This window comes from Paenibacillus sp. FSL R5-0908, assembly GCF_038006245.1.
In the GTDB taxonomy this organism is placed as follows: domain Bacteria; phylum Bacillota; class Bacilli; order Paenibacillales; family Paenibacillaceae; genus Paenibacillus_AQ; species Paenibacillus_AQ odorifer.
In genome coordinates, this window is the sequence record NZ_JBBOUV010000001.1 from 1,131,450 (window position 1) to 1,153,743 (window position 22,294).

18 protein-coding genes are annotated in these 22,294 nt (G+C 46.3%); 14 read left to right on the forward strand and 4 right to left on the reverse strand.

The window, feature by feature from the left end:
- Window positions 1–129: 129 nt before the first annotated feature.
- The 5 genes from MKZ09_RS05070 to MKZ09_RS05090 all read left to right on the forward strand — a co-directional run bounded on the left by MKZ09_RS05070 (window position 130) and on the right by MKZ09_RS05090 (window position 3,204).
- Window positions 130–843, forward strand: a complete 714-nt coding sequence (locus MKZ09_RS05070) for a YceI family protein (RefSeq protein ID WP_076207913.1) — start codon at window positions 130–132, stop codon at window positions 841–843.
- A 167-nt stretch (window positions 844–1,010) separates the two neighbouring features.
- Complete coding sequence (mutT, locus tag MKZ09_RS05075; RefSeq protein WP_076138994.1) at window positions 1,011–1,406, forward strand: 8-oxo-dGTP diphosphatase MutT; 396 nt, start codon at window positions 1,011–1,013, stop codon at window positions 1,404–1,406.
- Window positions 1,407–1,446: 40 nt separating this feature from the next.
- A complete protein-coding gene (locus MKZ09_RS05080) occupies window positions 1,447–1,773 on the forward strand; it encodes a nucleoside triphosphate pyrophosphohydrolase (RefSeq protein ID WP_076207910.1) in 327 nt (108 codons plus the stop codon).
- Window positions 1,774–1,810: 37 nt separating this feature from the next.
- On the forward strand, window positions 1,811–2,161 hold the full coding sequence (locus MKZ09_RS05085; protein WP_081387265.1) for a DUF1648 domain-containing protein: 351 nt from the start codon (window positions 1,811–1,813) through the stop codon (window positions 2,159–2,161).
- Between the two features lie 44 nt (window positions 2,162–2,205).
- A complete protein-coding gene (locus tag MKZ09_RS05090) occupies window positions 2,206–3,204 on the forward strand; it encodes a Gfo/Idh/MocA family protein (protein WP_370511187.1) in 999 nt (332 codons plus the stop codon).
- Window positions 3,205–3,284: 80 nt separating this feature from the next.
- Here the strand turns inward: MKZ09_RS05090 and wrbA are convergent, their stop codons facing one another.
- Window positions 3,285–3,920 carry an NAD(P)H:quinone oxidoreductase type IV gene (gene wrbA, locus MKZ09_RS05095; RefSeq protein WP_076138996.1) on the reverse strand — a complete coding sequence of 212 codons (636 nt, stop codon included), beginning with the start codon at window positions 3,918–3,920 and terminating at the stop codon, window positions 3,285–3,287.
- A 156-nt stretch (window positions 3,921–4,076) separates the two neighbouring features.
- On the opposite strand from wrbA, the gene MKZ09_RS05100 reads away from it, so the two are divergent.
- From MKZ09_RS05100 to MKZ09_RS05115, 4 genes are all read left to right on the forward strand, one after another.
- A complete protein-coding gene (locus MKZ09_RS05100; protein WP_076207907.1) occupies window positions 4,077–4,649 on the forward strand; it encodes a GyrI-like domain-containing protein in 573 nt (190 codons plus the stop codon).
- A 477-nt stretch (window positions 4,650–5,126) separates the two neighbouring features.
- Window positions 5,127–5,264: a hypothetical protein gene (locus MKZ09_RS05105; protein ID WP_341040660.1), complete on the forward strand. Its 138-nt coding sequence runs from the start codon at window positions 5,127–5,129 to the stop codon at window positions 5,262–5,264.
- A gap of 879 nt (window positions 5,265–6,143) precedes the next feature.
- The gene (locus MKZ09_RS05110) at window positions 6,144–6,698 is read left to right on the forward strand and encodes a pyridoxamine 5'-phosphate oxidase family protein (RefSeq protein ID WP_076104205.1); all 555 of its coding nucleotides are present in this window, start codon (window positions 6,144–6,146) and stop codon (window positions 6,696–6,698) included.
- A gap of 499 nt (window positions 6,699–7,197) precedes the next feature.
- A complete protein-coding gene (locus MKZ09_RS05115; protein WP_076207900.1) occupies window positions 7,198–8,598 on the forward strand; it encodes an ADP-ribosylglycohydrolase family protein in 1,401 nt (466 codons plus the stop codon).
- Window positions 8,599–9,155: 557 nt separating this feature from the next.
- On the opposite strand, the gene MKZ09_RS05120 is transcribed toward MKZ09_RS05115, so the two are convergent.
- From MKZ09_RS05120 to MKZ09_RS05130, 3 genes are all read right to left on the reverse strand, one after another.
- Window positions 9,156–10,928, reverse strand: a complete 1,773-nt coding sequence (locus MKZ09_RS05120) for a hypothetical protein (RefSeq protein ID WP_076207897.1) — start codon at window positions 10,926–10,928, stop codon at window positions 9,156–9,158.
- A gap of 147 nt (window positions 10,929–11,075) precedes the next feature.
- Window positions 11,076–12,002, reverse strand: coding sequence for a hypothetical protein (locus MKZ09_RS05125; RefSeq protein ID WP_076207884.1), 927 nt, complete (start codon window positions 12,000–12,002; stop codon window positions 11,076–11,078).
- Complete coding sequence (locus MKZ09_RS05130) at window positions 11,995–12,147, reverse strand: hypothetical protein (protein ID WP_155986556.1); 153 nt, start codon at window positions 12,145–12,147, stop codon at window positions 11,995–11,997. Before MKZ09_RS05130 ends, MKZ09_RS05125 begins: the two co-directional genes overlap by 8 nt.
- Before the next feature lie 205 nt (window positions 12,148–12,352).
- Here MKZ09_RS05130 and MKZ09_RS05135 point away from each other — a divergent pair, with 205 nt between their 5' ends.
- From MKZ09_RS05135 to MKZ09_RS05155, 5 genes are all read left to right on the forward strand, one after another.
- Window positions 12,353–14,170, forward strand: coding sequence for a vWA domain-containing protein (locus MKZ09_RS05135; protein ID WP_076207882.1), 1,818 nt, complete (start codon window positions 12,353–12,355; stop codon window positions 14,168–14,170).
- Window positions 14,171–14,259: 89 nt separating this feature from the next.
- On the forward strand, window positions 14,260–17,649 hold the full coding sequence (locus MKZ09_RS05140) for a tubulin-like doman-containing protein (protein ID WP_076104209.1): 3,390 nt from the start codon (window positions 14,260–14,262) through the stop codon (window positions 17,647–17,649).
- A gap of 4 nt (window positions 17,650–17,653) precedes the next feature.
- A complete protein-coding gene (locus MKZ09_RS05145) occupies window positions 17,654–20,056 on the forward strand; it encodes a transcription initiation factor TFIID (RefSeq protein ID WP_081394399.1) in 2,403 nt (800 codons plus the stop codon).
- Window positions 20,057–20,349: 293 nt separating this feature from the next.
- Window positions 20,350–21,624, forward strand: coding sequence for a vWA domain-containing protein (locus MKZ09_RS05150; RefSeq protein ID WP_076207880.1), 1,275 nt, complete (start codon window positions 20,350–20,352; stop codon window positions 21,622–21,624).
- Between the two features lie 24 nt (window positions 21,625–21,648).
- Window positions 21,649–22,290: a beta-mannanase gene (locus MKZ09_RS05155; protein ID WP_076207878.1), complete on the forward strand. Its 642-nt coding sequence runs from the start codon at window positions 21,649–21,651 to the stop codon at window positions 22,288–22,290.
- Window positions 22,291–22,294 lie beyond the last annotated feature (4 nt).

Below are 22,294 nucleotides of genomic sequence, written 5' to 3' on the forward strand. Positions count from 1 at the left end.
CATAAAATTTACGACAAGTTTAACACATCATAGCCCGTTCTGCTCTGACTTCTTCCCGACATATTGTTTTGTTAGAATGAGGGACGAGCTTGAAAGCATACAGAAATTATGAATATTGGAGGGAACAGGATGAAGAGAAAAAGAATAGCCTTGATCGCTGCAGGAGTTATTATCGTAGGAGTAGTCACAGGTTATACATTACTGGATAAATCGCTGGGCAATAATGTAGAGATCGAGTCCGTGATTCCGAATCAAGCAACAACAGCAGGTGCTGGAGAGGCAACAAATAACACTGGAGCATCAGCAGGGGTGGCGGTCACGGCCGAACAATTAAACGGGGATTGGACCCTTGCGGAAACCTCTAAAGTCTATTGGTCAGTGACGACCTCTAAAGAAACAGTAAACTTCGTAGACAACAAAGTTCAGGGTACCTGGAAGGTAAATATAGAGGATTCTACTTCGATGGCCGGGGAAGGGACAGTGGATATGAGCGCTCTGGATTCTGGCAATAGCCAACGGGACGAGCATGTAAAAGGAGAGGATTTTCTATCCGTTACGGAATTTCCACAATCCACGTTTGTAGTGAAGTCATTTTCGGAGCTGCCGGCAGAATGGACTGAAGGAGCAACTGTGCCTGTTGAAATGAAGGGGACGCTTACCGTAAAAGGAGTAGAAAAGGACGTCACCTTTCAGTCGCAAGCGGCGTATAGCGGGGGACAGTTGATGTTGTCGGGAACGACAACAGTGGCCTTTTCTGACTTTGGTCTAAGCAATCCTCACACCGTTGTGCTGGATACAGAAAATAATCTTGAGGTTCGCTTGGAGCTTGTGCTGACAAAATAGTAGCTCTTCCGTAAGGATAACGCTGCTGTGAAATGTATAGAGAGACTGTACTGAAGAGATTTTCCCAGACCGTGTTGGCTTTTGGGAGAGTCTCTTTGGTTTGGAATGAATTGTATGTTTTAATAGTAGTATCTGTCGAATAACTAGCAATAGTGGAGGTGTTCTTTGTGATCAAGGTGGCGGCAGCAATTATACATAATGAAGAAGGGCAGATTCTTATTGCCCGGCGGCGGCAAGGTAAGTCGCAGGCAGGTCTGTGGGAATTTCCTGGTGGCAAAATAGAGCAGGATGAGAGCATCGCAGAGTGTCTGCAAAGAGAGCTTCAGGAAGAGATGGGGATCACAATCCTTCCCTATGAGAGCTTTGGCATAAACGAGCATAACTATGGAGAGATAAAGATCCAATTGATTGCTTGGAAAGCGCGGTATCAGGGAGGTGTAATTGATCTGGTGGATCACGACGAACATAGGTGGGTGCTTCCGGCTGAACTGGGTCAGTTCATGTTTGCTCCGGCAGATCTTCCTTTTGTAGAACGTCTAGTGATGGAATCAAAGCCGGATTGAAGGGAGATAGAATATAATATAGAAGAAAGGAAGAGCTTAAATGCCTGTATATGAAAAGCTAGTGCGTGACGGCATCCCTGATTTGATAGCTTCTCAAGGTAAAGATTTTAACACAAGGATATTAGAGTCCAAAGAATACATAACTGAACTACGTAAAAAATTGCAAGAAGAGTCGGAGGAATATTTTCAGGCAGCAAGTGATGAAGAAGCACTGGAGGAGCTTGCCGATATGCTGGAAGTGATTCAGGCTCTGGCGGTGACACACGGGAGCAATAGCGTGGAGCTGGAGAAGCAACGTGCAGAGAAAGCTAAACGTCGCGGTGGATTTAAGAAGGGGATATATCTGATTAAAGTGGAAGGAGAATAACGGGGAGATTATTTTTCCGCACAAGGAGGGTAAAACGTTGTTCAAAACCAAACTGACGATGATCTTAAGCAGTGTGGTGGCCTTGATTCCTGTAGCTATTTATTTATTCCTTTATTCTAAAATGCCGGATACCGTTCCGATTCATTATGATGGGAACATGGCTGATCGATTTGTAAGTAAAGCTAGTCTGGAGGTTATTTTGCAAAGCGGGCTGGGTTGTTTGGGATTCATAATCATGAAGCTTTTACAGTTCCTTTTGCAAAAAGCGTTTATTCAAAGCTCTAACGAGCACTCAGCGGCCTTGAGCAAGATCTGGAATATTGCTATTTTGGTGGTGACGGTGGTGTTTGCTGGCATCAGTTCCTATACATTCATTAGAATGGTCTGATAGAATTAAAGAGACTTAGCAGAAGGATTAGGAGGAACATGCAAATGAAAATGGACAACGCTTACAAGGTGAGATGGGGAATTATTAGCACAGGTTGGATTGCCCATCAATTTGTTACTGATTTGGCGCATGCCAGCAATGGTATGGCTTATGCCGTTGGGTCAAGATCTCAGGAAAGTGCCGATAAATTTGCTAAAAATCATGGGATTCCGCATGCCTATGCAACCTATGAGGAATTGCTGAATGACCCGAATGTAGACGCGGTATATATTGGAACGCCGCATCCTTTTCACAAAGAAAATGCTTTAATGGCGCTGCGTGCAGGCAAAGCTGTCTTGTGTGAGAAACCTTTTACCGTAAACAGCGGTGAATTGGAAGAAGTTGTGGCCTATGCTAGAGCACATAAGCTATTCCTGATGGAGGCAATGTGGAGTCGCTACATCCCGGCGATTGTGAAGGTTAGAGAATGGATTGCTGAGGGCAAGATCGGTGATGTTCGATTGGTGAAGGCAGATCTAGGGTTTCGTACCGACTGGAATCCGGAAGGCAGATTGCTGAATCCGAAGCTGGGCGGGGGAGCGCTGTTGGATGTGGGAATTTATCCGGTTTCTTTTGCCTCCATGGTGTTTGGACCTCATCCTGAGTCTATTTCCAGCACAGTGCACATAGGTGAGACTGGAGTGGACGAGCATTTCTCGATGCTGTTGTCATATGGTAATGGGAAAGCCGCTTCGTTGAACGGTGGTATTCGTCTTAACATGTTGGAGGAAGCGCATGTGTTTGGCACAGAAGGCCGTATTATTGTAGAGGGTACATTAGTGAACCCGAAATCGGCTGCGCTTTATATAGGAGATGAGAAGGTAGAGAGCTTTGTGGATGACCGTGCTTCTATTGGATATTGTTTTGAAGCGGAGGAAGTAGGACGTTGTCTTCAGGCAGGGCTTACAGAGAGTCCAGTGATGACATTGGATGAATCGTTAGCGATTCTGAAACTGCTGGATCAAGTGCGTGCACAGTGGGGGCTTAAATACCCTGGAGAGTAATTAAAATATAAATTAAACACCCCTCGGTGCAGTGCTACACAAGTAGCTCCGAGGGGTGTTGTTATATTAACTAAGTTGCGCTAGTTCTGATTATTGGCGTTTTTGCCTGCCTGAACCCAGCCGGCCACTTCAACGGTACGCTTCGCTTGATGAAAAACAGCGTCACGGATCCGATCCTGATCTTCGATCATTTTACCGTCTCCATCTACGCTGACACTTGTTCCGTAAGGGTTGCCTCCCGCACCGAATGTGACTGGATCAGTATAACCGGGTGCTGCAACAATTGCTCCCCAGTGATACATCGACGTATAGAGTGCCAAAATCGTAGCTTCTTGTCCACCATGCGGGTTCTGTGCTGAGCTCATGGCGCTGACGACTTTGTTTACTGTTAATCCTTTGCCCCAAATGCCACCGGTTGTATCAATGAACTGCTTCATCTGGGAAGCAATGTTACCGTAACGGGTTGGGGAACTGAAAATAATCGCATCCGCTTCGACTATATCGTCGGGTGTGGCAACTGGGATATCTTTTGTTTTCTCAGCTAGGGCTTTCATGGCTGGATTTGCTTGGATTTTATCCTCGGGAACCAGTTCCTGCACCTTCAGCAGTTTTACTTCAGCTCCTGCTTTTTCTGCGCTTTCCGCGGCCCATTGTGCTAGCTGGTAGTTAGTTCCTGTGGCACTGTAGTAGATGACAGCTAATTTGATTTTTGACATGCAGTAGTCATTCCCTTCGAGTGTAGTTCCATACTATTAATTACCCTAATGGTGTCTTTATAACCCAGAATGAAATCAATCTATTCGAACTGGACAGACAGATGTCCACTTTGCCTGTGTATACTAAGTTCAATCACAGGAAATGAGGGAGAATGGATGAATACTTATTTTGTAGAGAAAGCAAAAATGACCTTGGCGGGGGTTAGCATCCGCACAACTAATGAAGCAGAAATGGGACCTGATGGAGGTTTGCCGCAGCTGTGGGAAACTTATTTTCAGAGTAATATTGCGGGGCAGATAGCTACGGTAAATCCTGAGTATATCTATGCTTTGTATACGGATTATGAGAGTGATGCGAGCGGAGCGTATACCGTTGTGATCGGGCATGAAGTAGCTGAGGAGGGACATTTAGAGGGAAGTCAGCTAGAGGTAGGCGAGCTAGAGGAAAGCGAACTAGTGGAAAACGAGCTAGAGGAAAGCGAGCTAGAGGAAAGCCAACTAGTGGAAACCCAGTTCACCTATGCGGCTGTACCGGAGAGCAAATACATGGTTTTTACGACGAAAAAAGGTCCGGTATTTGAAGTAGTCGCGCAAGCGTGGGGGGAGATTTGGGCGTACTTTAAGGACTCTAGGGAGGTAAGAACTTACACGGGGGATTTTGAGATTTATGATTCCCAGAATTTTGATCCCGCTGACACGCAGGTTGAGATTTATATTGCGATTGAATAGGTAGGGGAAAGATGGTTTTGTGTGCTTAGTGGCTTAAGTGCTTAAGCGGGAGATTTTTTTGGGAAAAGTGTTATAGGAAGTGTTTATAGAGAACTGTTTTAAAGTGAAGTGTTTTATAGGGGAAAAGGGATTTGAGGGACTTGCTTCTGACAGTAGTATCAAGCAACTTGCGAGAGAAGGGGGCTGCCGAGAGGTAGTCCCTATTTTTGCTGACGTGCCTCGTACCGGGGGGAAGGGTTACTTGACGGTGGAAGAGAATAAACAGCTTTAAAGAATATATACATCAGTAAAAAATAATTGATAACGACTCTTGTCTCGTCTGGGGATATGTTGTTAATCCTTGCTGAGGCGCTTGCATTTAGGCAGACGGGGGAGACATAAGAGAAGCCCTAGAGTATATATACTTAACTAATGTGTCTGCGGAAAATATACGGTAAAAATCCCGTGGATTTGCTGGTTTGGGCTCAAGTGGCGAGAATGAACGGTAAAAATCCCGTAGATTTGCTGGATTGGGCAGAAGTGGCGAGAATGAACGGTAAAAATCCCGTAGAATCGCTGGATTGGGCAGAAGTGGCGAGAATGAACGGTGAAAATCCCGTAGATTTGCTGGGTTGAGCCAAAGTGGCGGAAATGTACGGTAAAAATACTCTACATCAGCTGCATAGCGTCGAATTAGTCAGAAATAAGAGCAAAAGTGCTCTACATTAGCCGCCCCAAGCTAAAATAGCAAAAAAGAGAGACAAAAATGCTCTACATTAACCGCCCCGAGCCAAAGTAGCAGGAAAGAGAGGCAAAAATGCCCTACATTAGCCGCCCTGAGCTAAAGTAGCAGGAAAGAGAGACAAAAATGCTCTACATTAACCGCCCCGAGCTAAAATAGCAAGAAAGAGAGACAAAAATGCCCTACATTAGCCGCCCCGAGCTAAAGTAGCAGGAAAGAGAGTCCAAAATGCCCTACATTAGCCGCCCTGAGCTAAAGTAGCAGGAAAGAGAGTCCAAAATGCCCTACATTAGCGGCCCGAAGCTAAAGTAGCAGAAAAGAGAGACAAAAATGCTCTACATTAACCTCCCCGAGCCAAAGTAGCAGGAAAGAGAGGCAAAAATGCCCTACATTAGCGGCCCGAAGCTAAAGTAGCAGGAAAGAGAGGCAAAAATGCCCTACATTAGCCGCCCCAACCCAAAGTTAGTTTGCTGGAGGAGCTAGTGGAGCTGTTATTGTTAGTGGAGTTAAAGCGCTTAAGGAACTGATCCAGTTGGTGTAACTAACGGAGTTGATAGAGCTAATGTAACTGTAGAAGTTAATGTAGTCGGCAAAGCTAGTTAGTTAAGCAAATGTGGTTGATGGAACTGAGGTGATTGGTGAAGCTGCTGTAGATCATGTAGATCATGTAGATCATGTAGATCATGGAACTTGTTAAGTCGGTGGATCCGATGGAGTTGAGTAGAGATGACCAATTAGCCAATACACAAATATACAGAAATGGAGAATGTCAAATGGGAAAACAATTTACCGCTATACTACCTGTACATGAAGAGTTTATTCTTCGGCAGCACCTTTTTTTCGTAGGGTCAGCGCCGCTTTCAGGAGATGGGCATGTTAACCTTTCGCCGAAGGGACATGATTGTTTTCGGATTTTGTCTCCTAATCAGGTGGCCTATCTAGATATGACTGGTAGCGGTAATGAGACGAGCGCGCATCTGCTGGAAAATGGAAGAGTGACGGTTATGTTTTGTGCGTTTGAGGGACCGCCTAATATTTTAAGGCTGTATGGAACAGGGGCTGTGGTTTTGCCTGAATCAGCAGAATGGGAAACACTGTCCCCTTTGTTTACATCTCTGCCTGGAGCTAGACAGATCATTTTGATAGATGTTCATAAAGTACAGACTTCCTGCGGGTTTTCGGTCCCATTCATGAGTTATGCGGGTGAGCGGGATACGTTGCAGCGTTGGTCTATCCAAAAGGGCGAGACAGGCCTGAGAGAATATAGACAAGAAAAAAACAGAAAGAGTATAGACGGGCTACCCACACCTCTTGGACAAAAAAACTAACCAGACAGGAGTTCCCATTCCCATGGTCGGCAGAAGGAGCCTACTACCCATAGGGAGTGCTTACCCAATCGTTCAAAGTTGTCTGCTTCGTATATGTACACCCAAGTCGCTATAGTTACTTGACTACTCATTATAAATGTTCACTAGTTGGTACAGTGTATGCTATAAACCATTACATTCGATCTCATTAGGTAAAGTAATGAGCTAATTGAACGCAACAAGTAATCCCGTAATCCGTAATCCCGTAATCAAAAAAATGAAGGCCATAAGGGTGGCGACTCATTTGGCACCCCGTTGGGGGGATTTTTTAGAGTGTCTTTCACTATTTAATAGTCTATTAAACTTATTGCTTTTACTGTTATTTCTATCATCGTGTGTTCGTTTATTTAAACTTATAATGAAGGCTATGGGATGACTGCTTTTCCATCTAGCATCGTTTACATTCTCATGTAGAAATCATTTAAAACGTAGATTAATAAACGGACAAAGGAGATACAGCATGCTGCCATCACTCGCATTTCTTAAAGGTCAATTAGAGGGGATTTTACGCAATAAATTTGCACAGGGGCATCAAACCTCGGGTTATTTAGCCAAGCTGGAACAGCTTCCCGCAAGCTATGATGCCTATCTGGAATTCGCTCATAGCTTGGCTGCCATTCCAATGAGGGACAATTGGCCTTACTATGAACCAGACGATTTAGAAGAGATATGGCAGGAATGCGATCCGGCACGACCTTTAGGCCAGGTAGGCATCTTGAATCTGAAGGATAGCTCCAAGCGTGTGGAGGCGGGATTCCTCGCTTCAGTCTGTGGTTCAATGCTAGGCAAACCGATTGAGGTAAACCCCAGTTTGTTGGAATTGCGTAAAGCGTTAACTTCTGTAGGGGAATGGCCACTGAATGATTACATTTCTGATGAAGTTCTCCATGCTTTAGATCGTCGACATTGGTCTTGGTTTGAGACGACGCGGGGGCGAATTCGTTATGTGGCACCTGATGATGATATCAATTACACATTAATGGGAATGATGGCGTTAGAACAATTTGGTGATGGTTTTACGAAAAGAAATTTAAGAGATTTATGGATAAATCATCTTCCGATAAGTACTACTTGGGGGCCGGAGAGAGCCATTTTGCTTCGATCGGGAATTAGCTATCTGGAGCATGATAGAGAACTGTTCAATCATTCTGAAATAGAGGCTTGGCCCGACTTCATGGTACAAGATACAGAACTATGCGGAGCAGCAATTCGCGCAGATGCTTACGGTTATGCTTGTCCTGGTCAGCCCGCGCTTGCCGCTGAGCTAGCTTGGCGTGATGCGAGTTTTACACATCGCCGGACGGGTATCTACGCCACGATGTTCATCGCCGCTGCGATTGCAGCTGCGCAAGTGCTGCGCGATCCTATTAAAATAATAAGTACTGCACTGCAATTCGTACCTAGAAGGAGCCGGTTCTATGAGATTACTCAGGATTGCCTGCAGATGGTAGCGAATGCAGATAACTGGCTGGAAGCTTATCAGAGCATTAACCATAAGTATGCAAATTATAGTCACTGTCAGGTTTATCAGGAAATAGGTACCTTAATTAATACATTTCGATTTGCAGACAATGTCGGTGACGGGATATGCAAGCAGGTGATGCAAGGCAACGATACGGACAGCTTTGGAGCAACAGCAGGCTCTCTGCTCGGGGTTTATTTCGGTTCTGACAGCCTGGAAACAAGATGGCTTGAGCCTTTCCAAGACCGGATTCATACAGGATTATCTAATTTTCATGAGCAAAAGCTATCCCGTTTGGCTGAGCGGATGGGGCGTTTGCCAGAGCTGTTGCATACTCGCCAACATCGAATTGAACCCAGCGAGCTCTATGTAAACGAGAACACCGATTTAAACCTTTGAATTTGATTTTATCAAAAAATGGTTGAGTGGGACCTATATAGAAGTGCTTCAGAAATTATAAGTGCCAATTGAGTAGCTGAGTAAAAGTCACCGTGCTTAATGCAATACGTACATTATCCCGTAACAGGTTACTATTTGATTTTTTTCATCTATCCATAGACTGCTACTACATGGACAAAAAGACACCAACCCCCGGTTAGTGTCTTTTTGTCCAGCAACAGGTATTGCTAACAATGGCAAATTTGCTTAAAGAAGTTACATCAAACGGAGATCACATAAGGGATGATGCGTAACCAATGGTGTGATAGCGTCTGGAGTAGATTACTTGAAAGTTCAATGAATTGGTAAAAATATCCGAAATAGGTGACTTAACGAGACTTAGACTACAGGATAATTACGAAGTGACTAACGAGCTGTGTGATCTTCATGCCATTAGGTACCTATTAACCATCGCAGCGCTGTCCAAGTCAGTTGCTATAAGTGGTGGAGCTTACAGGATCGTGGAGCCGAGCCAAAGACAAGGTTATCCCGTATCCCGTATCCCAAATCCCAAATTCCTACCTCCCAAAGCTCATGCTACCTACGGATTCCACTATAAACACAGGTACATATTGCTCGCCTATGTCTGTTCCAACGAGCTCATATCCATTCTGATATTGGCCACTAACTAACGCATTACCTGTAACGGAACCCACTTCTCCTTGAAGCAAAATATAAATCCCATCCGAGTAAGCAAGACTATTGCCGAAGTTATCTACGACGATCTCACAATGAAAAGAGACCTTTTCAAAAGGATGAGTGGTTAGATCGGAAGCTGAAATTACTGCATACTCCTGAACGATCTCCGCAAATTGATAGATGCCGTCTACTTTACGGTAAAGTGCCGTTTGCCCGTCAACACCGTCTCCAAGATCCGCATTAGGCACGAGAATAGAGTCATCGGGCTGCAATTCATAACTATCGCCAGCTAAAGAAAATAACTGCGAAATACCATTCGATTTCATCTCATACGCTGTGAAAAGGGTGCGTCCACCTTCAACCTCAGATTGGGCTAAAACCACAGGTACACCTGAGGAGGTTGCCAACTGTTCATTAAAAGTAAGACTGCGCAGACTCTCGAAGCGTAGCAAGCTGTTTCCGGTTAATGTGACCACATTGTCGTCGTTATTCATCGCGGCATAATAGAGCACGCCACTGTTATCCGTCCCGGCGACGATCACTTTTGTGCCCGATAGTCCTTTGCGGGAGATGACGTTGTCGTATTTGCCTTGCTCTTCACCGCCAGGAAGGAGGCGAACAGGCTCTGCGATATTCCAGGCCAGCCTAGCAGCGGCAATGTTTGTCGAAGTATCTTCTAGCGGAGCAAGCGCTCCGTATAATTGTATCGCTTCAGCATATTGACCTTTAGTAGTCAGACGTTTGGCATTTTTCAGTACCTTAGCCTTACTAGTATCGATCAAAGTCAGCACCTTGGATGACGTGATGCCTGCCGATCCTGCAAAATTACGATAAGCTACAGCATGCCCAGCAAAAGCTGTGATATTGTCACCTTCAAGATCTTTGTTCAGGATGATCTTCCCGCTGCTTTCTGCTTGTTGAAGTACCCAAGGAGCTTCGTAATTATGCTGGCTATAAGCACTCATCAGGGACAGGGTGCTTTCCAGCATGCCGGTAAAGTTTCCTGCTCCTGCTAAGGATTTTAATATAGCTGTATCATGGCTTTTAAACTTTGAGGTTAGTAAATCCTCTTTGGAAGCTGCACTTCCATAATAAGCATCAGGAATCTGCAAAAGATTCCATTTAAAGTTCTCTTCATTACTCACCCCTCCGCTCTGGTTCTGGGCAAGCTCGGCAAGGAACTGCTCCTTAAACTGACGGAAATAAGAGGTGAACTGGTCTGAAATGCCTGAGGCCGAAGATAACTGGCGATAATAGGATTCATAGGGGCCGTCTGGCTTCATATATGTAGCTTTTAAACTAAGCAGAGCTTGATAGCTCTTCATAAATCCGGCAAAATCCTTAGTTGCTGCTTCCTCCTTAGTAGAGGCTACCAAAACATTCAGAACTTTGCGGATGTCTGTGATTGGAGCTAATTCATCCAGACGTTTTGCGACTCTTTCTTCCTGGTAATCAATGGAATAGTTGGCCGCTGCTTGGCGGTACTGATTCTCTGCATTAATCAGATCCCCAGCAGCGTAGAGACGGTCGGCTTCTTTGGTAATTTGTATTTTATCTGCGATGAGAAAAACCTTCTGTCCAAGCAGCACAAGCATGCATATACACAAAATGATCATAAAGTTTCGCAGGGTTATTAATTGTTTGAACGTCATATAGAGTAGCCTCTTTTTTCAAAATATAAGAAAGCCTAAGAAAGTATAAGTTTCACGGTATACATCATCCTTATATTTCTTTGAGAAACGGTTGGTTGTCATCAATAAGGATGTTTGTTTTATATTGGCTCATCTTAGCTTTCAGATCTATTGGACCTCCGGGTCCCAGCGATATTTGGCTTCACGAATGTCAGCTACCCTGAGGTCTAAGCCGTTCCAAGGTTCATGGGGATTCGCAGTAATGAGTTTGGACAACCGCATAAAACGGTCTTTAGGCAGATCTTGCACGTATCGGCCAATCATATTGGAGTAGAGCAGGGCATAACGCTTCATTCTTACCGCCGCTCCCGCAACGCTCGTAAGGATGGTTAAGCCGTTAGCCATCTGGCGAATCTCCACTTCATAGTTCTTCACGTAGCGTAGTGTACGATCCTTAATGAGATCGGGACGGACTTTAGCGATCTCGCCGATATATTCGGCTAGCAGTGGTTCGAAGTCTTTTAGAAGAAGCTGCTCCAGTTCTAGATCCATATCCTTGCGGAGTAAAAATCCATGCAGCAAAGCCACTCGCTGCCGCGCGATCCGGTCGCCGCGAAGCAGGATGGAGAGCTCGCGCAGCTTCTCATAGGCAAGAACATCATCCTCACGGAGTACGGAGACAGCTTCCTGACGGTTGACCTCCAGCCCTTCCTTGATGATGCCGATCCCACGACCAAGCAGCTCATTGAGAGAACGAAGATTCTCGTTCTGCCTTACTTTTCGCTGCGTATAGTACAATAGTCCAGCAAGCACAAGACCACCGGCACCACACAATATCATTTGTTGGATGCTATTTCCAAAATAGACAGAGGCTAGTGTGGGCAGTAAGATGAATAGTAGACGGGTATGCATCTTCCGTCTGGCTAGTGATGCTGCGTGCTGCTCTACAGTAATAAGTGAGGCTCTGCCACATTTGCTACAGCGGTCTTCGCCAAGAGCGGTATACCGCCCGCAGTGGCGACAGATGCGCAGCTTGACATAAGCGTAACGAGGGGCCTTAAAGGGCCGGAAGGTAACGGGTCTTTTCTTATTCACGGCCTTTATCGCCTCCGTTCAAAGCGGCTAGCAGTCGATCGTTAATATCATCACGTGTCAGTGGTTTGCGCTGATGTGCGGCATAAATGGAAATCTGAATTACGGCAATTAGGAACGTAATCCCAAGAATGACGTATGAAATCATGGAACAATCCTTTCTCATGGACGCTCTGCAGTCCAGATGGCTTTTAGAATGATAATCTTCTATGCATCAATGCACTGGGTCCGGCGGTCCTAAAGTTGAAGTTTACAAGGTTTAATTATATCATAATGGCATGCTATTTACAGATTTTAGCGATAGTGCTGAACCTGTCATATGTGCCTAATATAACACAAGAGGAGCCCTATTTATGCTTCGTAAATATCAAAGTATTAGAACAACCAAGACTCTCTTTCTACGTATCTTTCCGGCATTGCTCCTGGCTCTTTGTCTAGCTGCCTCGCCTTTTGCAGCTGTTAAGGCCTATGCGGCAACGTCGGCGCAATCTCATATTGACGCTGTGCTTCTTATTGATGTCAGCAACTCCATGAAGACTAGTGACAAGAACAAAATCGCCAACGAAGCGATGAAAATGTTCATAGATATGTTATCCACCCAAGGTGATAAAGTAGGTATTGTTGCCTATACCGACAAGGTACAACGGGAAAAGGCCCTGCTGCAAATTAGCTCGGAGAGCGATAAGCAGGATTTGAAGGATTTTATTGATGGTTTGGACCGAGGAGCTTATACCGATATCGCTATTGGCGTAGAGGAAGCTGTGAAGGTTCTGCAGAATGGAAGCGACCCTTCCCATGAGCCTATCATTGTAATGCTCGCTGACGGCAATAACGATTTCAACAAAGCGACAGGCCGGACGCAAAGTGAATCAGATAAAGAGCTGAAGGCGGCCGTAGAGGTTGCCAAAAAGAATGGCTATCCCATCTATACCATTGGACTTAATGCAGATGGCAAGCTGAATAAACAAAGCCTCGCCGACCTGTCCAATGAGACGGGGGGTAAAGCATTTTCGACGGACTCAGCAGATGATCTGCCGCAAATCCTGAGTGAGATTTTTGCCAGCCATTTGAAGCTGAAGGTAGTGCCTGTGCAGTCGATTACTGCAAATGGCGATTATCAGGATGTGACCGTCAACGTACCTAACGGCAGTGTTTTGGAAGCCAATATCTCAATTATGTCTTCACAGCCTGTGACAGCGAAGTTAACGGACCCGTCAGGGAAAGAAGTTGCGATCCCCTCAAACAATGTCCTGCTGTCCAAGTCTTCTACTTATAGCTTGATTAAGCTACTGTCACCGCAGGAAGGAGATTGGAAACTTCAGGTTAAAGGTGTGCCAAAGGATAAGATTGATATTAATCTAGTCTTTAACTATGACCTGGAGCTTAAGATCGATGCGCTGCCATCAGCAACCTATAAAAAGGGTGATAAAATCGACATCACCTCGCATCTGTTCAGCAACGGTACTCAGGTAACACTCAGTAATTTGTATCAAGATATGAAGGCGGTACTGCTTGCTACAGATATCGATACAGGAGATGTGCAAGAAATCGAACTGGATAACTCCGGAGCTGTCTTCAAGGGTACCTTTGAGGTAAAAGAAAGCCATAACTACGAGCTGAAGGTACGGGCAGAGGAAAGCAGCTTCTATCGGGAAAGTGCACCTGTCCAAATCAGCGCGAAGACAGGCGGAGCAGCAACAACAGCACCTTCTACAGGGACTGGCAAGGAAGAACCCCTGAAGGAAGCTTCGTCCAAAACCCTGTATTACATTATAGGGGGTATTCTTCTAGTACTGGCAGCTGGTGCAGCATGGTATGTGCTGAATAAGAAATCGGCGCGTGGTTTTGTTGGACAGCTGGTAGTAGAGGTTAAAGACAGCAATACGGGTGAGAAGACCTACCCACAATATAAGAAGCTTGCAGGCTTCAAGGGCAAGTTCACCCTTCATCAGCTGCTGCAATTGGCGCCTGAACTGAAGGAGAGCGAAAGTGTTGTTTTCACCCCGGCTAAGAATGACCGGTTGCTGTTACGCAGCGGAGAAGGTGTTACTGTGGAGAGGTCCGGACGTGCTGCGGATGCTTCGCGTGGTCTTGAACTGAAGAGTGGGGACCGCGTTTCAGTATCTCTACAGACGGTAGATAAGACGATTTATCTGGAATATTTAGTATAGTAGGCAATGGGCAATGTATGCCGCAGAAACAGTTTTGCTGCAAGATATCTGAAGTACAGCTTCCGCAAAACTTTTAGGAGGATAAGCATATGAAACCAGTAGTAAGAGAGCATATACAGCAGTTGGATGTATCACTAGGCGGCGGGATTGTCAGCGATAAAATCAGGGTGGATACGATTGATAATCCGATCCTGATCATTGGACTAGGGGGCACGGGCATTGATGCCCTGCTGCGTCTTAAATATCAGATTAACCGCCGCTTTAAGCTGCCGGAGGATCCGATATCCAAGAAGAAACGGGACAAGCCGGATAATGTAGAATTTCTAGCTTTTGAGACGAATGAACAGGATCGCGGAAAAAAATACAAAGGTATTGGGCTGGACCCGCAAAATGAATTTGTACTGTTGGCGAATGCTGAAATCGGCGGACTGCTACAGAACCGTAGTATTCTCGATTCTTATATTACAGATTGGCTGTCACCTGAGTTAAGTATTACAGATGGTATGAATGGTGCCGCTGGTGTGCGGCAGGCTGGACGTCTGCTTTTATTCACCAAGATTAATCAGGTTGTAGGCGCGATTGATAAGAAGATCAAGACGTTATCCGTAGGCACTAACAAAAAGCTGATGGTCTTTCTACTGACAGGTCTGTCGGGAGGTACAGGCAGTGGGGCGTTCTTGGATATTGCCTATATCGTACGCGGTATTATTGAACGTGACTACGGATCAGCCGGTATTGACCGTGTGAACACGCTGGGCTACCTCTTTACACCTGACGTGAATTTGTCTAATAAAAGTCTAAGCGAGCACACGCGTGAATATATTCGCAAGAACGGTTATGCAGCGCTAAAAGAGCTGGATTACTGGATGAATGTGGACAGTCGTGGTGAGCGGTTCCAGCAGCAATACGGTAATATTTTGACGGTAAATTCACCGTTGCCTCCATTTAATCTATGTCATTTGATCTCTGCTACGAATACCGAGGGTAAGCTGCTGGAGAATGCGTACGATTACTGTATGAACGTAACGGCGGAGAACATCACGAACTTTATGGCGAGTGAAGAAAAACAGTCTGGTGAAGAATTCGCCATCCATGACTATATCAGTAATATCCGCACCAACATTGCGCAGATGAACAAGACCTACCCAGCTAACTATGAATACAACATTATCGGTGCCTCGTCCGCTGTGCTTCCGATTGAGGAAATGACGACTTATCTGGCTTTCCGCTTGTTTGATAAAATGGAAAAAATGTTCCAGCAGGCGCCAGGTCAAGAGGATGTAGAGAAATTCGCACGTAAGCTTGGGATTGATCTCGACAGTATGATCAAGACGTTTGAATCCCGTGTGCCTGAGCCGTTGCCAGGCTACGAGAACAGCGAACGCTTGAGCCATGCCAATGTTGTTAAGAATCAAGTGGTAAGCATGGATACAGAGCTGGAGCAGAACTTCCTGGCTCGTGCCCGTGAAGAATATATCAAATCGAAAAAGCAGCTGCCTGGCGAAATTGTGGGACGTTTCAGTGAAGAACTGGAGCGCATCTTCCTGCATCCAGAGCAGGGACCGTTCTACGTTTCCCGCCTGCTGTATACCGAGAAGGGCTTCTGTATTTTGAAGCTGATTCAGTCTTATATTGAGGCTTTGCGTGAAAGCTTGTTGCGTTTGCCACGTGATATTGAGACGGCGCAGGACAGTGCGGATGAGAAGCTGAGCGATGCCCGCAGTGCTTTTGTCTCCAAAGAGAAGAAGAAAAATGCCTATATTGAGGCTAAAATCAATGAATATTGGCTGCACGCCGATGTAGAACGCACTGAGCAAATGATTCAATTTTACGAGGACTTATATGAGCTCTTAAACGATGAGAACAGCCGGATTTACGGTGTGTTTACAGAGATTCTTAGTGCGCTTAGCTCGATTTTTGCCAAGAACGGGGACATCCTTATCAATGGCGAAGAGCAGGCAGACTATAAAGGAAACAAAACTTATTATTGGAACATTGTGAACGTGCCGGATATTTCGGCGACCATCTCCAAGATTATGGATCAGAAGGATGGCGACGACCTGATTCGTGACTTTACCCGTGAAATGCTGAAGCATTCCGGACGTTGGGTCAAAGAGCAGGAGATTGATATCGTCCGCTCGATTTCGGAATTCCTTAGTGATAAGTTTGGGGATCTGATTACCCGTTCGATGGAGGATTTCCTTGTGATGAAATTCGGCCATGAAGAGCCGCTGGATAAGTTCGTAGAGCGGATTATTGCCGGTAAATTGGACGAAGAGGCTGTGCCTACCTTCCACCTTAGCAATAGCTCGGGCAGCTTACATTTCCCATCATGGGGTTTCGTTTCCGTGCCTGTTAAAGCGCCGGGTATCCTAAAAGGGATTCGTAATTATCAGAATAATGCGCTTGGCAAATCGCAATTTACGATCAAGGAAAGCCAAGTGAAAAACCGTATTTTCTGGCTTAACACACGTAACGGTGTGCCACTTTTCGTATACACGCCGCTGCGGGTGTTTGAAGAGAACTATGAGCGGACCATTCTCGACAAGGAAGGGATTGGCCGCCATCTCGTGATGACGGATAAGAACAACTGGACGTATCTGCCTTCTCCGATTCCGGAAAAATCATGGGGCGACACTTACGTCAATTCTCGTGTACGTGATTATAACGCTAGAGTGCGTGCAGACTTTGCAAAAGCGCTGGCAAGTGGAGTTATTATTGAAAAAGGTGTAGATGAGAACACAAGTAACAGATATTCTGTTGTGTTCACCAAACCTTTTGATCTGGACGCCATTTTGAGTGGTTTCGATATGCAACTGCAATCCACACGCCCGAATCTCGGTGAAGTGAAGAAGGCGGTTGATGAGCTGAAGAGCCTGCGTGAGAAGGGCTTGGAGCGTGAAGGCATTAAAGATATCTTTGGCAGCATCAACAAGGACATGGCGCAGGAGAATCTCATTCGTTCACCGCAACTGATTTCACGTGTTCGTGTCGAGCTGGCTAAATATGCTGAACTGACTGCTAAAGCCGCTGAGCTTGAAGGTGTGCTCCATCAATATCTGGACGAAGATAAGTGGATGGATCAGTTCATTGAAGCTTTGTATACGGACAGCATTATCAAAAAAGGCGCACTCTATGTTTATGACCGTGATGAAGAAGAGGACGCTTGGGAGCCGTTTGCTAATTTGATGAAAGAGCGCAGCTACGTAGAGTATGCCGTGTATCGGCACTTCCGGGAGCTGGATGAGAAGAGCCGCAGTGTACTGCTGCGTAAGGCAGCACGTCGTGCAGGTGAAATGACTGCCGCTGAAGACGTTACCCCGCTGCTCTATAAGCTGGAAGGACTGTATGTATCATTCCTGGAAGCACGCGACAGCTTGGAGTACGAACGGGTAGAGTATGAGAGCGGCGATGAGATGTACGGATTCTACAAGAGCATGACTAGCAAGCTCGGCAGTATCCGCAGAAAGTTGAAATAGGCCTATGATCAAAACACAGGCATTATCTTATGGTGAACAATATGCGGTACAGGAAGAGGCACAGCGCAGCAAAGGGGATGGACGCAGCAGCATCCATTACCCTGCCCTGTTTCTGTTCGTAGGCGACAAGGTTGCTCCGGCCATCGGTCCGGTGCTGGATAGCTGCGAACGAAAATGGGATAACGCCGGCGGGGTTATGGCATTACATGCTGTGTCAGGTGCGGCAAAAGAGGGAACAGACGGAAGCAAAAGTGAATCTGTTGCGGGAGGAAAAGACCGGGTGCTGGCCATGGCCTTGCCGGAAACGGCAGGGTCAGATCCACGCACTGTGCGTCATGAACTTTACCGCAAGTTTCATGAGGATACACGTTATCTTGCTGAAATGAATAAAGTTATCCGGCGGCTGAGCAACAGTATAGCGGATTATGGACGTCTATATTCATCTTTTGACGTCATCCATCTCTCTATCATTACGCGGGTTGATGATCCGCTTAATGTATTGCTGCCGGAAATTACACTGCTGGCTCGTGCTGTACTCGGCCAGTCCTTTAAGTCCGTACAGACAGATCTCTACGCTCTGATCAATGAGCGGGAGCAGGGGGATAATTTTGGATATTCCAGCTCAGTAGGGCTGGCTTTTCTGCGTGAATTGGACAAAATGCAAGCTACGGACTATAAGTTTAATGCGCCGTTACTTGTGACGGAAGATGGTCTGTCGATTCCAGTTGCCCATGGTCCTTCCGCATTATTTGACCTTGTGTATCTGCTCTCCGATAAGAATGAGCGCGGTATGATGTCTGCACACGGTATGGATGACAACTACGAGATTATTTCTCATATTAGTCTGCTCAAAAATCGGGTCCGCCCGGCTTCTGATCAGGCTACTGGTCATGGCGGATATAACAATATGACCTTCAAAAGTGGCATCAGAGGCAGCACTGGAAGACAAGGCTACGCCTCTGCTGGCTTTTCCGGGGTAAGAAGACCTAATGTTCAAATTGCTTTGGCAGTGCTGTATCATGCGTTCCGGCGGCTTGTCTCCGATATGCGTGAGGGCAGTTCGTGGACTATACGTGAACGGCAGGCGTTGTTAGGGCTGGACCCTGACAGCTTGCGGGAACACGCGGTACAGCTACTTCCGGAGAAAGACGGCCTGAATGAAATGACGGGGTTAATGAGTCACGGACGCCCTTCCTATAATGAACTGAAGCAGCTGTCACTTCGTGAAGCTGAACGGCAGTTGTTCGGTGACGGGGGCGAAGCTTATTTCCGTAATAACTTTGTGGCAGAGTCAAACCGGAGAGTGGAGGGAATGAATCCATTACGCCAATGGCGCACTATGCTGGCGGCACAGGAAACATCTACGCCAGCGGTAAGCTTTTATCAGCTTGCGGAGTGGACGGCAGATCGTGATGAAGCCGGAAGTGTGCTCCATCTTTTACGTCAGCATATGGCAGGCTTGCGTTCCGCGATTCTCTCCATGCAGGAGGAGCTTGAGGATCTTTATGCAGAAAGCGTGGAGCGCCAGCCGTTCCAGCGTGTGCCGCTTTTTGACAAAAGAACAGTACGTAACTTCATTCATTACTTATTCTCAGCCGTATATGGCAAAAAATATGAACTATTGGGCCTAGAAAGTGAGCTTGCCCTATGCAGTCGTTTGGAATCTGCACTTGAGCAGCTTCATATGGAAAGTATAGCTCGTGTGAAAGCTATGGAGACTTTGGAGGAAGAATTGCGTATTACTGTTATGGACAGCATTGGGCGAACAAACGAAACAACGGGCCAGAACGTAATGGAATACTACCGCGTAGTCACAGAAGAAGTGATGAAGGATATCGAAACCCGGCGTGGCCCTGGAATATTCTTCAGTGAGAAGTACATGGGCAGTATCTCCAAGCTCTTAGAACAAGGGAAAGAAGCTGTGATTGAGCGTTTGATTGATATTTGCCGCCGGGAGCTGCTGGCAGCAGAACCTTTCAATTTATCTTTTGAGGAAGAGCTTCTGCGTCGTGCAAATGTTGCGGCAGCCTATGAGAATCGTCAGGTTCTATCGAGGGAAGAGCTGTTCAAGCGCTTGTATCATAATTTAGAAGAGGGCGCGGCCATTAATGTTCGGTTATTCGAATATACGCAAGAGCATCGTCATGAGGAGAAATATTTCTTCGGAGACAGTTCATCAGAGTTTCTACGCTACGCCTTTGGAGTGGATGAGACAACCCGGATTTACCGGTTAGGATTCGTGCATGAGCAGCGGAGGAGCGGAGTGGAGAAGCTAAACCTGATGGGCGGCTTTCATTTAGAGGACCTGCTCTATTATCGCAACGGTAAGGTCTATTATGAGACTTATGCTCAGAATGGCTATCAGCTCCATGGACTGAGTGAAGATCAGCTTCCTGAGATGCGCTGATGGCGTAATAGATAGGGTCCCCTCACTTTGAGTCCCTTTATTGCCTTTGTGCAATAGAGTCATCGGATATAACCCTTAATTAGAGTTCTGGGATAGGGACATTTCTCCTTATTTCCAATGCACACTATGCAATAGAATAGAAATAGATGTTCCTCCTATTCCGTTCTATTGCACAAAGCGCAATCTGGGGGATGATAGCACATCCGGGTAGCCCGTTTATCAGGCAGCATAACCCCCGGAATCTTAAAGGATAAGAGTACAATTCAGATTTTACCCGGAAAGGAAGTATAACGATGCAGAGAAAAATCAATCTGCTGCTGCTCTTCTTCAGTCTGATCGGCGGCGGGGTCGCCTTTCTTTTTGGCGAATGGCTGCTAAGCTGGTATAACGATCTGCCTTCCATCCTGCTTGTGGGTATTTATTTTGCCATTGTGGCGTTGGGTGTCGGTGTAGGCTGCCTGCTTGCAGAGATGATCTCGCCACGACTGAACGGAGCTTCATGGAAGCAGCGCTACCTGGGATTATCGTGGAAGCTGCTGCCTCTGATGATTGTCCTTGCACTTGGAGTTGGAGCCTTAACGGAGTTCGTTTATGAGCTGAATTTTGGCGGTGCGAGACCGGTTAAGAATGTAGTGATGGCTATCGATGACTCAGGCAGTATGACACAGAGTGATCCCGATAATAGCCGGTATTCCGCAGCAAAAGCGTTAATTACAAAAATGGACACTGACAATAAGGTAGCCGTGGTGACCTTTAACAACGAAGCGGTAGTTGTCCAACCTTTAACGCCACTTTCAAATTTGGAGAATCGTGAGAAGGTGCTGACTGCAATCGATAATCTGCAGCCAACCGAAGGCGGCACGAATATCAGCGGTGCGGTCTCAGAGGCACTGAAGGAGATTGACAGTGACGGCAAAAAAGACCAAGGGGCCATGGTCATCTTGTTGTCTGACGGAGTGAGTAATTTCGATACCACAAGAGAGCTGCAGGCTTATGTAGAGCGCGGTATTGCTGTGAATACCATTGGTCTGGGCTTGAATGATCCAGCAGGCACTCAGCTGTTGCAGGATATTGCGAGAGTGACAGGCGGACACTATTATGATGTCAAGGATTCAGCCCTACTGGGCGATGTGTTCCAGCAGATCTATGACCGTCTGGGAGACCGGACGCTGCTAACTGAGCGCAGTGATTCAACGGCAGACAGTCCTTATTATGCTGCGGTTCGTATTTTGTCACTGATGTTGATGGGGGCTGCGCTTGGATTAGGTCTGGGAATTATGTTTGATAACCGTCATTTGGCTAAAAGCTTTGGGATTGGCGGCGTAATATCAGGCTTGTTCGCAGGACTGATTCTGGAATTTGGTCTTAGCGGTGACTCCTTTACAGATAGTCTTATTCGTCTTCTGGCTGTTCTTATATTAGCTGCTATTATTGCATTATTTACAGGCGTCATTCCGGTAGGTGAAGGACGTATTTATCGAAATAGAAGAAACAATAACGCAGCGCCTGCACCAGCATCGGATAACTTTCCGGGCCGGCGCAGAAGCCGGAACAGCAAAGGATTCTAGTGTAGCGGAAAGGGGTTTACAGTAATGAGGTACGCCGAGGTTAATGCTTCCGCTCCGGGAATAACGGATGTGACATCCCAAGTGGATGACCGATTCTGTACGCTGAGATGGCGCTGGCCGGACGGCGTGCAGGCGGTGTACATCCACAAAACCTCCGCAGAAGCGGCTGACATGGGAACCGGAGATGATCCGCCGATCGGTATGAAGCTCTACACTCGTGAGGAATACAAATCTAACAATGGTTATCGTGATCGATTGGATGAGATCGGTCTGATATCCTATACGATATTTGCTCGTCTTGCTGAGAACGGTCAGACTGCCCTGGTGAGGCAAAATGATGGTGTGAACCGGGTGATGGTCAGTGCAGGCAAAGCCCGGATCTATTATTCCATTCAACAAAAAAAGGCCTTATTCGGAAAACAAAAGACCGTACATATGGCGATTACGGCAGAAGTACCCGTGGCACGGGATGTCCTCTGTTATGTCAAGAAACGTGGAGGGCATCCGGCAGGGAAAGAGGATGGTATTCTCTTTCCCTTCGTCCAGGATTTCGCTCCTGGACGCAATGTACTTCCGCCGATTGAAATCGGTAAGGATGATTTTGTACGCATCTTTTTCACCGATGGCAAGAAATATGGGCTTTATTACGAATTGGTACCGGAGTGAGACT

Excerpts from the sequence above, each read along its gene's own strand:
- MKZ09_RS05070 (WP_076207913.1), top strand. The coding sequence starts at position 130 with ATGAAGAGAAAAAGAATAGCCTTGATCGCTGCAGGAGTTATTATCGTA.
- MKZ09_RS05080 (WP_076207910.1), top strand. The coding sequence starts at position 1,447 with ATGCCTGTATATGAAAAGCTAGTGCGTGACGGCATCCCTGATTTGATA.
- MKZ09_RS05090 (WP_370511187.1), top strand. The coding sequence starts at position 2,206 with ATGAAAATGGACAACGCTTACAAGGTGAGATGGGGAATTATTAGCACA.
- wrbA (WP_076138996.1), bottom strand. The coding sequence starts at position 3,920 with ATGTCAAAAATCAAATTAGCTGTCATCTACTACAGTGCCACAGGAACT.
- MKZ09_RS05100 (WP_076207907.1), top strand. The coding sequence starts at position 4,077 with ATGAATACTTATTTTGTAGAGAAAGCAAAAATGACCTTGGCGGGGGTT.
- MKZ09_RS05105 (WP_341040660.1), top strand. The coding sequence starts at position 5,127 with ATGAACGGTAAAAATCCCGTAGATTTGCTGGATTGGGCAGAAGTGGCG.
- MKZ09_RS05110 (WP_076104205.1), top strand. The coding sequence starts at position 6,144 with ATGGGAAAACAATTTACCGCTATACTACCTGTACATGAAGAGTTTATT.
- MKZ09_RS05115 (WP_076207900.1), top strand. The coding sequence starts at position 7,198 with ATGCTGCCATCACTCGCATTTCTTAAAGGTCAATTAGAGGGGATTTTA.
- MKZ09_RS05120 (WP_076207897.1), bottom strand. The coding sequence starts at position 10,928 with ATGACGTTCAAACAATTAATAACCCTGCGAAACTTTATGATCATTTTG.
- MKZ09_RS05130 (WP_155986556.1), bottom strand. The coding sequence starts at position 12,147 with ATGATTTCATACGTCATTCTTGGGATTACGTTCCTAATTGCCGTAATT.
- MKZ09_RS05135 (WP_076207882.1), top strand. The coding sequence starts at position 12,353 with ATGCTTCGTAAATATCAAAGTATTAGAACAACCAAGACTCTCTTTCTA.
- MKZ09_RS05140 (WP_076104209.1), top strand. The coding sequence starts at position 14,260 with ATGAAACCAGTAGTAAGAGAGCATATACAGCAGTTGGATGTATCACTA.
- MKZ09_RS05145 (WP_081394399.1), top strand. The coding sequence starts at position 17,654 with ATGATCAAAACACAGGCATTATCTTATGGTGAACAATATGCGGTACAG.
- MKZ09_RS05150 (WP_076207880.1), top strand. The coding sequence starts at position 20,350 with ATGCAGAGAAAAATCAATCTGCTGCTGCTCTTCTTCAGTCTGATCGGC.
- MKZ09_RS05155 (WP_076207878.1), top strand. The coding sequence starts at position 21,649 with ATGAGGTACGCCGAGGTTAATGCTTCCGCTCCGGGAATAACGGATGTG.